General features: G+C 39.5%; 9 protein-coding genes. 3 read left to right on the forward strand and 6 right to left on the reverse strand.

Annotated elements, in window-relative coordinates; all coding sequences use genetic code 11:
• Positions 1-48: 48 nt before the first annotated feature.
• The 3 genes from ACYSN2_RS03815 to gmk all read right to left on the reverse strand — a co-directional run bounded on the left by ACYSN2_RS03815 (position 49) and on the right by gmk (position 3,467).
• Positions 49-2,229 carry a RelA/SpoT family protein gene (locus ACYSN2_RS03815; RefSeq protein WP_461748932.1) on the reverse strand — a complete coding sequence of 727 codons (2,181 nt, stop codon included), beginning with the start codon at positions 2,227-2,229 and terminating at the stop codon, positions 49-51.
• A 268-nt stretch (positions 2,230-2,497) separates the two neighbouring features.
• A complete protein-coding gene (gene rpoZ, locus ACYSN2_RS03820; RefSeq protein ID WP_461748933.1) occupies positions 2,498-2,728 on the reverse strand; it encodes a DNA-directed RNA polymerase subunit omega in 231 nt (76 codons plus the stop codon).
• A 91-nt stretch (positions 2,729-2,819) separates the two neighbouring features.
• Positions 2,820-3,467, reverse strand: coding sequence for a guanylate kinase (gene gmk, locus ACYSN2_RS03825; protein WP_461748934.1), 648 nt, complete (start codon positions 3,465-3,467; stop codon positions 2,820-2,822).
• A 158-nt stretch (positions 3,468-3,625) separates the two neighbouring features.
• On the opposite strand from gmk, the gene ACYSN2_RS03830 reads away from it, so the two are divergent.
• The 3 genes from ACYSN2_RS03830 to ACYSN2_RS03840 all read left to right on the forward strand — a co-directional run bounded on the left by ACYSN2_RS03830 (position 3,626) and on the right by ACYSN2_RS03840 (position 9,425).
• Entirely contained in the window at positions 3,626-4,213 is a 588-nt protein-coding gene (locus ACYSN2_RS03830; RefSeq protein WP_461748935.1) for an invasion associated locus B family protein, read from the forward strand.
• A 191-nt stretch (positions 4,214-4,404) separates the two neighbouring features.
• Entirely contained in the window at positions 4,405-6,318 is a 1,914-nt protein-coding gene (mnmG, locus tag ACYSN2_RS03835) for a tRNA uridine-5-carboxymethylaminomethyl(34) synthesis enzyme MnmG (RefSeq protein WP_461748936.1), read from the forward strand.
• Between the two features lie 5 nt (positions 6,319-6,323).
• A complete protein-coding gene (locus ACYSN2_RS03840; protein ID WP_461748937.1) occupies positions 6,324-9,425 on the forward strand; it encodes a peptidoglycan-binding protein in 3,102 nt (1,033 codons plus the stop codon).
• Positions 9,426-9,741: 316 nt separating this feature from the next.
• Here ACYSN2_RS03840 and ACYSN2_RS03845 read toward each other — a convergent pair whose 3' ends face one another.
• From ACYSN2_RS03845 to ACYSN2_RS03855, 3 genes are all read right to left on the reverse strand, one after another.
• Entirely contained in the window at positions 9,742-10,746 is a 1,005-nt protein-coding gene (locus ACYSN2_RS03845; protein ID WP_461748938.1) for a biotin--[acetyl-CoA-carboxylase] ligase, read from the reverse strand.
• 266 nt (positions 10,747-11,012) lie between these two features.
• Positions 11,013-12,209 carry an amino acid aminotransferase gene (locus ACYSN2_RS03850; protein ID WP_461748939.1) on the reverse strand — a complete coding sequence of 399 codons (1,197 nt, stop codon included), beginning with the start codon at positions 12,207-12,209 and terminating at the stop codon, positions 11,013-11,015.
• 24 nt (positions 12,210-12,233) lie between these two features.
• Positions 12,234-14,045, reverse strand: coding sequence for an SLC13 family permease (locus ACYSN2_RS03855; protein ID WP_461748940.1), 1,812 nt, complete (start codon positions 14,043-14,045; stop codon positions 12,234-12,236).
• Positions 14,046-14,053: the final 8 nt, after the last annotated feature.

Here is a 14,053-nt window from a genome sequence, read left to right on the forward strand (position 1 = left end):
TGTTATTTTGGATTTTATCATTTTAAAAATCTGTATTTGAATCTTGAGTTAACGCCGTGAAACGCGCTCTACCAATGGTAACAATCGGATTTCTCGCATAATATCTGCTAAATGTTTACGATCTTCAACATCCACCACAAAACGAATCGTCACTAAATCATCACTAATAGGTTCCGACATAAACTCCCCTATATCCAAGTTCATCTCTGTCACTTTTGCACTCACAGAAGCAATGGCGCCACGGCGGTTTTTTGCAATAAGCGTCAATTGTACTGGGAAATCTCCCTGTGCTTTTTTGCTCCAAGCTAAAGGAATCCAGCGATCAGGTTGTTTTTTATAGTTATCTACATTTGCACAATCCACCTGATGGATAACCATTCCTTGACGCTGGCTGAGATAACCGATAATCGATTCTCCCGGCAATGGATAACAGCAACGACCTAGAGTTGTTTTCATGGTTTCCGCACCGATAATAATATCGCTCGAAACCTCTAAACCATCGGCATCTTCATCTGGTGTTTCATGTGTTCCCACCGCTAATCCTTGTTTCACTAAGAAACGATTAATCACATAATGCATCGGATACTTGCCACGACCTATTTTTATTAATAGCTCTTCTTTCGTACCCAAACCAAGCTCTTCAAGTAACTTGTTTTTATCCTCATCTGGGAAGTCATCTAATAAAATCCCTTTCTCTGCTAAGGATTTTTTTAATAACGTATTTCCGATCTTATAAGCTTCTTCATCGGTTAACTTAGAGAGATACGTTAAAATACTCGTTCTCGCTTTTGCACTTACGACATAATCGAGCCATTTTGGCGATGGTCTTAAGCCTTGTTCCGTAATAATTTCAACCGCTTGTCCATTATGTAACGATTGTGAGAACGGTACTTCTACGCCATCAACAATCACCGCTTTACAACGATTTCCTACTTCTGTGTGAACCGCATAAGCAAAATCAATGCCTGTAGATCCTTTCGGCAATTCAATAATGCGCCCCTTTGGCGTAAAGAGATAGATCTCTTTCGGGAAGATATCGGCTTTCATCGCTTCCATAAATTCTTCAGAAGAGATCCCGCTATCTTGTAGTTCTGTAACTGAATCCAACCATTTATTGGTACGGATTTGATGATGCTCTTGTCCTTCATATGCATCTTTATAACGCCAATGTGCAGCCGCTCCGGCTTCCGCAATTACGTGCATATCACGAGTGCGGATCTGTACTTCTACCGGCAAACCATTTCGACCAAACACAATCGTATGTAAACTCTGATAACCATTGCCTTTTGGAATAGCAATATAATCTTTAAAACCCCCAATAATCGGCTTATAGAGCTGATGCACCATTCCTAAAACGCGGTAACACTCATCCACCGTTGACACAATGACACGAATCGCAAAAATATCATATACAAGCTCAATACGCCCTTTGACTTTCAGCTTATTATAGATACTCCAAAGGTGTTTTTGTCTTGTGGAAATACGGGATAATATATTGCTACGAATCAAACGATCATGAATCGCATCTTTAATTCGGGTAAGGTTCTCTCTCTCATTGGCATACTTTTCATCAATGGCTTTTGCCAAAACGGCATAGCGCATCGGATAGATATTTTCAAAGCAGAGATTTTCTAAATAGACCTGTAAAACGTACATTCCCAAACGCGCGGCAATTGGTGCATATACTTCTAATGTTTCATTGGCAATGCGGCGTTTCTTGTATGCCGGCAATGACCCTAATGTGCGCATATTATGAAGTCTATCTGCAAGCTTCACCATAATAATACGTAGGTCTTTCGTCATGGCTAAGACCATTTTTCGGAAGTTTTCTGCTTTCGCTTCTTCCTTCGATCTAAATTTAATTTTAGTGAGCTTAGTCACGCCATCAACGATCTGCGCAACTTCCTCCCCAAATTCTCGGGCGATTTCACCATAGCCAATATCTGTATCTTCAATCACATCATGAAGGATCGCACCGACTAATGCCGCTTTATCGATCTGTACTTCACTCAAAATCAGGGCAACCGCTATCGGATGAAAAATATAAGGTTCACCTGACGAGCGAAACTGTTCCTGATGCGCAAAAGCACCATAAATACAGGCTCGTTTAACCTCATTAACCTCTTCTTCCGAAAGATAGCGACCAACGATACGCAATAAGCGATCGACTTTAATCTCAAATTCTTTGCGCCATGGAAGGAGATTAGGAGGAAGATTATAATTCTCCATCTCTACTCCTTTGAATCGAATATCTCGATCCTTTAATCAATCCATCAATTATATGATGTTAGAAATAACATAAATTATCATTTTGTGAAATCAATAATAAAGAAACTGTTTTATTACTTCTGAGATTTTTTAAAATCTTCAAAAGTAACTAAAACAGTTTCGTCTTATTCATTTTCAACTTTTAGAATTATTTTCCGTAATGCTCTTATTCACACTTTCAAGAGATTAGGCCTTTCTAAAATTATTGTTTGATGCTTTGCAAAATTTCTTAGAATCCTGCTGCGTGCTCTAACTCTTTTGCTTTAATTTCTGCGGCCGTAATATCACCTTTAGCGATTTCACGTAACGCAATTACTGCAGACTTAGATGCTCTGCTTGTACGAGCAACTGTCGCTTCTGCCCCACGCTCGAGCTGTCTTGCTCTTTTTGCTGCAACCGTTACTAACTGAAAACGGTTATCTACTTTTTCTAAACAATCTTGAACTGTAACACGAGCCATAATTTTACTCCTAAAACTTTAAAATTTATTTATCCGCGATTCTTGATAGAACAGCATTATAACTTTAAACCTATTAAATATTTAGATTTATTTAGATTTTCTCATTCAACAATTGTGTGAGTAATGCTCTATTTTTCACTTTCTGATACGCCGTTCGTAATCGATTGGCCTGAAAGATATGCTCTAGATCTTGCAAGGCAATTGTGAAATCATCATTCACAACAACATAATCAAAATTGACATAATGCTGAATTTGATTCACGGCATCTGCCATGCGCTTATTCACAACTTCAATATCATCTTGCTGTCTTGATGAGAGGCGATCTTCTAATGCTTGAATCGAAGGAGGAACAATAAAGATAAGCTCGGCTTCTGGCATAATTGCTTTTACAGAATTGGCACCCTGCCAATCAATCACTAACACCACATCTTTTCCCGTTGCCGTATGCTTTTGTACTTCTGCAATCGATGTTCCGTAAAGATTTCCAAAGACTTCTGCATGCTCTAAAAATCCATGCTCTTGAATCATTGTTTTAAACTGATCTTTTGATACAAAGTGATAATCGATACCGTTCACTTCACCTTCTCGAGCACTTCTTGTGGTGTGGGTAACTGCTCTTGTGACATCTTGATCTTGTTCCATTAACGCATCAACTAAAGTGGTTTTACCGCAACCTGAAGGGGCTGAAATGACATATACGCGCCCGCCACCCGTTAATTTCTCATTTGATAACTGCATCTTTTTTTATTCTCTTCCTTGTCGCATTAAGTAAATCGAGCTTTTCTTGAACGATTATTGAACTAGTATATAATAAACCCCTTGTAATGTTATTCTATTTGATTAGAAAACAGCGAAATTATTAGCATTCCCAATGATATTTGGAGTAAAACTCGATTATGTTAAAAAAGTTACTACTAAGCACAAGCGTTGCAGCGCTTCTTCTCGGAAGCATTGCATCTGCGCAACAAAACCAAACGGAAGTGGTTTATCTTAAGCAACACGGCAGCTGGAAAGTTGAATGTTTACAAGATGAGTCTCCTGAAGGGACTTTTGAAAACTGTTTAATGTCTTCAACGGGAGATATCGAGCTTACAAATCCAAATGATGCATCGCAAAAACAAAAAATTAAAGCGCTTCGTGCATCTGTTGTCTATATCGATGGCAATCCAACTATCATTTTCAGTGCTCTTCCTGGTGCACTATTGATCCCAGGTCTTGAGCTCAACATTGATGGCAAGCAATTAGAAATTGAAGGCAATAAAGTGACCGGTTTAAGCTTTGAACGCTGTTTACCAGATGGTTGTATTACAGGTCTTCCTATTAATGATCCAAAAGTTTTAAAGACTCTAAAAGACTCTAATAAACTTGGCATTAGCTACACTCATGATTTCTTAGGTCCTGAAACAAATAATGTTAAAGTAGATATCTCTATGAAAGGATTTACAGCAGCGCTTGATGATTTAGCAAAGCATTCTGAAGAATAAAATCTAGAATCTTTTACAAAAGAGACATTTCTAAAAAGGGATCTTCATTGGTTAGATCCCTTTTTTAGTTTATAATTAGCTCTTTCTATTCGTTATAAAATGGAATTTCCCCTAACGAATCCCGTGAATAAATGTTCCTTTATGGCACAATTATTTCTCACTCATTCCTCACATTAAGTTGTTTTATTTATATGGATTATCCTCAACATTTTGGCGTTATTGTAATTGGTGGCGGACACGCAGGCACTGAAGCCGCGCTCGCTTCCGCTCGTCTTGGCGTTCCTACGCTCCTTTTAACTCACAACATTGAAACGCTCGGGCAGCTGAGCTGTAATCCGGCAATTGGTGGAATCGGTAAAGGGCAAATCGTTAAAGAGATTGATGCGCTTGGCGGTTCTATGGCGCATGTTACAGACCTTGCCGGTATTCAATTTAGAACACTGAATGCTTCTAAAGGCCCTGCGGTTCGTTCTACAAGAGCGCAAGCAGATCGCACGCTTTACAAAACAGCGATGCGTAAAATTTTAGAAAACCAGCCAAACCTCTATCTGTTCCAACAAGCGGCTGACGATCTTATTATAGAAGGCGACAAAGTTTGTGGCGTGATTACCCAAACGGGTATTCGTTTCCGTGGAACAACCGTTGTCCTCACTGCCGGCACATTCCTCTCAGGATTAATTCATATCGGCATGCAAAATTATAGTGGCGGAAGAATGGGCGATACGGCATCGATTCCCCTTTCACATAAACTTGCAGAACTCAATCTTGGAAAAGGTCGTTTAAAAACAGGAACACCGCCAAGAATAGATGGGAAAAGCATCGATTTCAGCAATATGTCAGAGCAACCTGGCGATAACCCAACGCCGGTATTCTCCTATTTAGGTTCTCGTGAAGAACATCCTAGACAAGTATCTTGCTGGACAACTTATACGAATGAAGAGACCCACGACATTATTCGTAGCGGCTTAGATCGCTCGCCAATGTATGCGGATAACAAAACTATTGAAGGTTTAGGTCCTCGTTATTGCCCTTCTGTTGAAGATAAGATCATGAAGTTTGCCGATAAAGATCAGCATCATGTTTTCCTTGAACCTGAAGGCTTGGATACTCATGAATATTATCCAAATGGCATCTCCACAAGTTTACCTTTTGATATTCAGATCAAATTAGTCAGAAGTATTCCCGGCATGGAAAACGCCCATATTACGCGCCCAGGATATGCCATTGAATATGACTTCTTTGATCCCCGTAATCTCAAATTCACGCTTGAAACAAAAGCGATTGAAAACCTCTACTTTGCCGGACAAATTAACGGTACAACAGGTTATGAAGAAGCGGGTGCTCAAGGATTACTTGCGGGATTAAATGCCGCAAGACGCTATCTTGAGAAAGATGCTTGGTATCCGAAACGTCATGAGGCGTATACCGGCGTGATGATCGATGATCTCATTAACCTCGGCGTTCGCGAACCGTATCGTATGTTTACGTCACGCGCAGAACATCGCCTCATTCTTAGAGAAGATAATGCCGATGAACGTTTAACACCGATTGGCCGTGAGCTTGGACTTGTAGATGATTATCGCTGGGAGAAATTCCTCGAAAAACAAGAAGCGATCGTAAAAGCGGAACAACAATTTAAAGATTGGATGATTCGTGTCGATTCGCCTGCCGGTAAAAAAGTCCAAGAAGAGAATAAAGTCGAACTTAAACAGAATATTCGTGCATTAAGCCTTCTTAAACGTCCTGAAATTTCTTTAGATACGCTCTTAAATTTACATGATGAAGATGGTCCTTCTTTAGAAGAATTCTCTCCGGAAGTATTACAAAAAATTGAAATTCATACAAAATATGAAGGCTACATCAATCGTAGTATTGATGATATTAAACGTAATCAAAAATTTGAAAATGCGCCATTACCGGCAAATATTGATTACAACTTAGTAGAAGGCCTCTCTATTGAAATTCAAGAGCGTTTAAATCAGGCGCAACCTGAAACCCTTGGTCAAGCATCACGAATTCAAGGGGTCACTCCTGCGGCAACATCACTCATCTTGGTACATTTGAGAAAAGGAAAGTTGCCTGTCAAAAATCATCCAAAGGATTAAATATTATGCGTAAAGCACTCCTTAAAGTGGCATTATCATCCATACTCGCTCTATCACTGAGTTCCGCCAATAGCCTTGTGGATATCTTAAAAGATAGCCAAGATCCTAAAGTCGATTCATTAGCGCAATATCAAAATGATAATAATCTATACTTTAAGGATGCTTACGGATTTACCTTGTATGATTACGCTTACAACAAGACAAACCAAGCGCTTCAAGATTGGTTTGTATCTAAAAATATTGCAACGGGCGTCAATTCTGCCATCGTACAGCGTGCACAAATTTGGCTCTATATCCTCAACTATCCTGTGGATAACCTTGAGGGTAACTTCACACCGGCGTTTCAAGAAGATATTTTAAACTATCAAATCCAAAATCAACTCACTCCTATTCCGGTCATTACACCAGAATGGTTTATTGATCTTGAACATGATGCCATTACGTTGCTTTTGAAAGATGTTGAAAAAGAATATCCATCGTTATCAGATGCTGAATTACAACAAGCACTTCTTACCAGCATTCAAGAACGCTTGCCAGCGAGTGTTAATTTGGAACTACTCTCTGACAATCGTTACTACTTAAATGCTAACAATCAGAAAGTGTTATTTGCAATCACCCCTCAAAACAGTGAACAGAAACCCTATGAATCTTTGATCGAGTTAGATTTTCTCAAAGATTTAGCCATCGAAGCCGTTGATCAAGAACTTTCTGAAACCCTCCTTACCTATTTCTCTTTCACACCAGAAGAAATCCAAGCATTAACGAATAATCCTCGTTCGCCAAAAACGTTAACATTACAAACATGGCTCCGAATTGCCGGTTATTTTCCCCCACCATTAATCATTGATGGTGTGAATGGTGCGAATTCGAGAAATGCGATTAAAAGTTTCCAAACAGCTTTAGGACAGACAGCTGATGGGGTTCCTCATGTACGTTGGGAAGAGCCATTAGAAACCATCATTCGTGAAAAAGTTCAAAAACAGTTACAAATTTTAGAATTCTATACTCGTAATATTAACGGTCGTAATGATGCCGCAACTAGAAATGCCATTCGTCGCTTTGAAAAAAGTGTGGGATTAGCTGAAACGGGAACGCTTGCGCCATCAACACTATTCCATCTCTTTAATGCAAATTTCTTACCACAAGAAAAAATTAGAGAAACCATAGAGATCACAAAGGCTTCGGCAACTCAAACAGATATCATCTCCACACAAACAATCTCTCAAAACAATGTGACTGATGAGATCATTGAAAATAGCGTGGTAGAATTACCGCTCACAAATACCGTCCCTGTGATTCAAGAGTCTATTGCAATTATTTTAGATCAACAACAAATTGCAGAAGAAGAAAAAAGAAAAGCCACTGAAATTGCCGCTAAAGAAGCAGAAATTGCTCGTAAAAAAGCAGAGTTAGATAAAAAACTCCAAAAGCTATCTGAATTAAATGAACCGATCCAATATTTCGATCTATCACGTGCAGAGGTAGATGATCTATTAATTAATGCTCGACGATCAGATATCTTCTTCACTCAAGTATCTCTCTATCTTTTAAAGCTTTATGATGGCGATCTTGATGGTTCAAATGGTCCTGCAACACGAGAAGCGATTCGAAAATTTGAAAAAGCTTTAGGACAGAGAGAAACGGGAGAAATCCTCCCAAGATGGCAAACACCTCTCAGGCAAATTATGTATCGAATGGTGCAATATCGCCTCACACAAGACAAATTATATGACGGCGAAATCGATGGTATCTCAGGATCTGGTACCCGAAATGCCATTATGGCATATGAAAAAGCGACTCATACCGAAGAAGTTGGTCGTTTAACGCCGGCTCTTCTTTTGACGCTCTTTAACCAAGATTTAAATAGTGAATTCACGCCACCGATTGATCCTAAAGATATCCCTACAGATTCTATTGAAGATGTTGTAGATGATGGCACATCGCCGGTTAGCCAAGAAGAAGATTCAAGCTTACAAGCGGATACAAAGAAAAGTGAAGAGCAATATCGCGCTTCTGTAAAGGGTTTAGATCTATCTCATGCAAAAAGTACCGAAAATATTGCTTTAATCCAGTTACAACTCGCATACTTAGGTTTCTACACCGGCACTGTCGATGGTTTAACAGGTCCTGGCACAACAAGAGCGATTACAGCATTTCAACAAGCCTTTAAGCTTCCGGCTTCAGGAAAACTAGATAAGCGTACCGAAGAATTACTTGAAAAAGAAGATATTAATAAGTTTCAGCGCTATCTCAATCGTACAGGATATATGAAAGATGCTGAAACCGGCACAATGGGTCCTAAAACTCGTAGAGCTGTGGGGATTCTTAAAAATCGTTACGGGTACCAAGTGAACGAAGCTTTAGATATTCCGGCATATCTTATTTTGATTGATGAAGAACAAGGAACAACGCTTGCGAAGGAATATCATGAAAAAGTGATTAAAGCGCGTGAAGCGGCACAGCGACTTGTCGATACACAGAGTTATCTCATCGGTTTTGGCATTTTAAAAGGCAAAGCAGATGGGAAAATGGGACCGGCAACAGAACGTGCAATCTCAACCTACCGCTCCCAAAATAACCTAGCGAAAGGGAATACTATTGATAATGCATTACTAGAATCATTCAAAAAAAATGCGCCAAAGCAAGCTCAAACATACCTGAAAGGATTAGGTTATCCTGTAAAACCGGATGGTATTTTTGGGAACAACTCTAAAAAACAGCTCAACGCATTCTTAAAATCTCAAAGAAAAAGTAGCTCCGATGTTGTGACTGCAAGCATTTTAATGGATTTGAAATTAGCATTGGATGCGAAATCAAACAATAGATCTTCCGGTTCTAGTAATACTGCTTCTTCACAAAACACCAGAAAAACAGGTGTAGCACCACGCTTACAAAGAGGCTTACAACAAGATGGTATTTTATCAGCAGCTCCAAGAGGGACTGTCAACGGTTCGTTACAGGTCATTAAAAACAACTCCGGCGCTGTTGTAGGCTGTAAAGTCAATAATATTACCATGGCAGCAGACTGGTGTTCCGGAAAACGCAACGGCTCTAGCTGCCGTGTACTGTACCGAAATGGACGAGTACTTTCCATGAACTGTAAATAAGTCCATATTCAAATAGTCCATACTTTAAAATAGCGTGAAACAGACAAAAGCCAACGATCCATTCGTTGGCTTTTTGATATATTTATACCGATCAATCCATGTTTCACAATGATAATGCTGTGTAGCGGATGTAGTGAAATCCATCTAAGAAAACCTCATTGTATCGTCACTTCATCTTACTTCACATTCTAAAAAAATGAATTCCGCTAGCGCGAGATTTATAAAAAAATGCAAGCATTCCCCAGCGATGAATCAGCCTCTACTTCACAAGGGAGCTTTCTTAAATTGATTTCTCTATAAAACAGGTTTTACGAGTTTATTCATAAGCGCGAACAGATAGATCTCCTGACAAGTGTGTCTTGAATGAACCGTCTGCATATTGAATCAAAAGCGCCCCGCTCTCATCTACTCCCATCTCTTGCCCAATCTCTATTCCATGATCAGAAATCAACTGCACCGTTTTTCCATAGAAGTAGCTATATTCCTTCCAAATAGATGGTAGATGCAATAAGTTTTTTGAGTCCTTTTCAATCTGTTCACAGAGCTGAAATAATTTGGTTGTGAGTTTTGCCACTAACAAATTACGATCTAATGCGTAACCTAGTACTGCTTCACAACTCGTGGGATGATTTTCTAACACCTGGATCTCTTGATCAATCTGGTTATTAATACCAATCCCTATCACAACATCCATGCCTTTCGAAGAGAAAGTACTTTCCACTAAAATGCCGGCAAGTTTATGTCCATTTACCCAAATATCATTAGGCCACTTAATTTTCGCATCTTGAATGCCACTATCGTGCAATATTTGAAGCAAAACAATGCCGGTTCGCAAACTCAACGTGCTTAAATATTCTAAAGATGATTGCGAAAAGTGATATTTAAATGAGAAATAGAGATTTTTTGCTAAAGGCGAAACCCACGCTTTTGCTCTGCGCCCTTTTCCACTTCGCTGCATCTCGGCAATAGCAATTGCCGCAAGAGGATGCGTGCATTCTTCATTGCCGGCAACTTGAATTTTTTCTAAATCCAAATTGGTAGATTGCGTCATAAAACGGTTCTCTATCAATAATTGAGATTGTAAATCTTTCGGCAAAAACCCTAATATCTCTTGGGAATTTAAAGGAATATATTCTTTTAAAGTCGAAAATTTCTCATTTTCCACCTTAAAAAGATCACTGATCAAACAGAGTTGATCAAGATTATCTCGCAATATCGCCTCTTCTATTCCTAACATTGACTTCAATATATCTAAGGAATATTCCTTTTTAGCAGAAACGTTTTGAAATATTGTTTCTATGATATCCATATCCTCTTTCAAGAGATCTCCTTTCATCTTTTTATCATAAATGGTGTTAATCGCCGATCATTACCGTTAAGAGTGATATTTTATACATAAAAAAAGAGCGCTATGACAGCACTCTTTCCTTTTGAGTTCTTCTCCTATTTACCGAAGAACACCACTCCAAATAATAATACCCAACCTGTAATACAAAGTAGAGCAATAATGTAGAGCGGAAGCTTATAGATAAATACACTTTCTGACATAAACGTTCCCCTTTAACCGAGATTCTGGACTAAATAGCTTTATAGTACATTAACTACGGCATTTGCCGCAAGTTCAATGTTGTCTTCATTCAACGCTGCGATACAAATTCGACCTGTATCTACAGTATAGATAGCATAATCCTTTTTCATTTTCTCAACTTGATCTGCGCTAAGTCCTGAATAAGAAAACATACCCGCTTGATTATTAATGAAACTAAAGTCTACTTTATCCTGCTTACTGTTCAAAAGCTCTACAAATTTCCCACGCATCGATTTAATTCGATCCCGCATTTCTGCAAGCTCCGCTTCCCACGATGCACGCAGTTCATCATCTGCTAAGACATAATGCACTAAGTATGCTCCAAATGAAGGAGGCGATGAGTAAATTGCACGAACTTTTGATTTAATTTGCGAAGTAATACGTTCTTGCTCTTCTTTATCTGCGGTAATGACCGTTAATGCCCCAATTCTTTCACTATAAAGTGAGAAAGATTTTGAGAAAGAAGTCGCGATAAATACTGGAAGCCCCGTTTTTGCAAAGATATGAATAGATGCCGCATCTTCTTGGATGCCTTTCGAGAAACCTTGATATGCCATATCTAAAAAGGGGATCAGATCACGTTCTTTAAAGATTGCCGCAACTTTTTCCCACTGCTCGACCGTTAAATCGGCTCCAGTTGGGTTATGGCAACAAGCATGCAATAACACGATAGATTTTGCCGGAAGCTTTTCTAAAAATTGATAGAAACGATCAAATGCAACGCCTTTGGTTTTATCATCAAAGTAAGGATATTCTCCTACCTCAAAACCCGCACCTTCAAAAATGGCAATGTGATTGCTCCATGTAGGATCTGATACATACACCTTACTTTCTGGCAAGATCGTATGTAAAAAATCTGCACCAATCTTCAAAGCACCTGTACCGCCAAGTGTTTGAATGGTTGCAAGTCTTTGATCACGATAAAGTTCATGATCTTCCGTGAACAGAAGCTTCTGCACACAATCCACGTAGCTTCCTAAACCACCGAGCGGTAAATATACCCGAGGTTGAGGATGTTCAAAAAGATAGGCTTCGGCGGCTTTTACGGCTTTCAAAATGGGTACTTTACCGGCATGATCCGAGTAGATTCCGATACTTAAATTAACTTTTTCTTCCCGTGGATCCTGCTTAAAGGATTCAACTACACCTAAAATTGCATCATCTGGCGCTAATGGAACGCCGGTAAATAGTTTCATTTTGATTCCTTTCTGTATTCAAATTTATAATGGCCAAAAATAGATTACTGCTGGAACAACCGTCACAATTAGCAATAAGTCTAGTAAAAAACCCATACGCCAATAATCTCCAAATTGATATCCTCCCGGACCCATCACTAACGTATTAGAATGGTGTCCTATTGGTGTATTGAAGGCACATGAGCATGCAATGGCAATAATGATTAAATATGGATCAATATTATGACCCATCATATTGGCAACCCCTACTGCAATAGGCGCCATAATTACCGCAGTTGCTGAACTATTAATCACATCTGTAATCAACATCGTGATTAACATGACTATAGACAATACTAACATAGCTGGCAACCCTTCAAGAAGCGGTACCACAGATTCAACAATAATATTTGTCGCCCCCGTTGCTTCTAGCGCGGCGCCCACTGTGATAAAACACCCTAGCAATACAATGAGTGGTCCATCAATACTTTGATACACTTCCCGCAGTGATACGAGCTTAAAGATAATCATAAAAAATATCGCTAATGGAAAGGCGATATGTGGCGGTAATATTTGAAATGCCACTGCTAAAACCGATAAGATAAAAATCCCGACCGTTGGCCACATTTTTGATGAAGGTTTCAGGCGAATATTACGTTCCGCTAAGGGTAAGCATCCTAAATAATTCATCGTTTCCGGCAACTCTTGTTTGTCGCCTTGGATCAATAATATATCGCCTGCTTTCAATGTTAAGCGGGAAAATCGTTGGCGAATGCTCTCACCTTGCCGAGAAATCCCCAAAATATTGATGTTATATTTTTCACGTAAATAGAGTTCTGAAATCGTATGTCCGGCAATTCTAGCGCCGGCATTCACCACCACTTCCAGCGTTTCTAAGAATTCTTTACTATTTTTTTCTTTGCTCTCTTTAGAAAACTTAATCGTGACGCCGGAAAGCAGTTCTAATTGTTTTAAATCTTCCGGTTGTCCTTCAATTAAGAGCACATCTCCCTCTTTGAGCACTTCTTCTTTGCTGGGAGATAACAATCTACGAGCGCCTCGTAAAATTGTCACAACATTCACATGATCTTCTGTGACCTTCTCTAAATCAGCAATCTTTTTACCGATAAACTTATTATTCGCTAAAATTCTCGCTTCAAGTAGATAATCATCCGTTTCAAACAATCGGGTATTCGCCTCCGTTCCTCGAATAGGAATCAAGCGCCAACCGATAAAAGAGATATAGAGCAAACCAACAACAACAACTACAATTCCTACCGGAAAGAAGTCAAACATCGCAAATGCACCGGCAGCAGGATCCACCGTTTCACGATATTGCGCAATGATCATATTCGGAGGCGTTCCGATGAGTGTTGCCGTTCCCCCTAAAAGAGAAGCAAATGCCATCGGCATTAAAAGTCTTGATGTCGGAATGTTATACCGCTGAGAAACTTGTAGCGCCACCGGCATAATAAGCGCTAGCGCTCCCACATCATTCATAAATGCCGAGAAAAAAGCGACTAATCCTGTGAGGGTTAAAATCAGTAATACAGGTCGATCCGAAAATTGACTTAAATGCTGAGAGAGATGATATGTCACGCCGGTATTTCCCAGCGCATTACTCAATACTAATACAGCAGCAACGGTGATCACTGCCCGATGACTAAAACCGGAAAAAGCATTCCCAATCGGCACAACACCCACTAATACCATTGCTAAAAGTGCACCCAATGCCACCACGTCAAAACGCCATTTGCCAATGACAAATGCCACAAAGCTACATAGCAAAATCACCAAGGCATATAACTGCGCATTGGTGATTCCGTTAATCAATGGTTCGGTAAATAGCGTTAGCATGTAACCTC

Source organism: Ignatzschineria sp. LJL83, from assembly GCF_054871845.1.

Coding starts and splice junctions, on each gene's coding strand:
- ACYSN2_RS03815 (WP_461748932.1), bottom strand. CDS start 2,229: ATGGAGAATTATAATCTTCCTCCTAATCTCCTTCCATGGCGCAAAGAA.
- rpoZ (WP_461748933.1), bottom strand. CDS start 2,728: ATGGCTCGTGTTACAGTTCAAGATTGTTTAGAAAAAGTAGATAACCGT.
- gmk (WP_461748934.1), bottom strand. CDS start 3,467: ATGCAGTTATCAAATGAGAAATTAACGGGTGGCGGGCGCGTATATGTC.
- ACYSN2_RS03830 (WP_461748935.1), top strand. CDS start 3,626: ATGTTAAAAAAGTTACTACTAAGCACAAGCGTTGCAGCGCTTCTTCTC.
- mnmG (WP_461748936.1), top strand. CDS start 4,405: ATGGATTATCCTCAACATTTTGGCGTTATTGTAATTGGTGGCGGACAC.
- ACYSN2_RS03840 (WP_461748937.1), top strand. CDS start 6,324: ATGCGTAAAGCACTCCTTAAAGTGGCATTATCATCCATACTCGCTCTA.
- ACYSN2_RS03850 (WP_461748939.1), bottom strand. CDS start 12,209: ATGAAACTATTTACCGGCGTTCCATTAGCGCCAGATGATGCAATTTTA.
- ACYSN2_RS03855 (WP_461748940.1), bottom strand. CDS start 14,045: ATGCTAACGCTATTTACCGAACCATTGATTAACGGAATCACCAATGCG.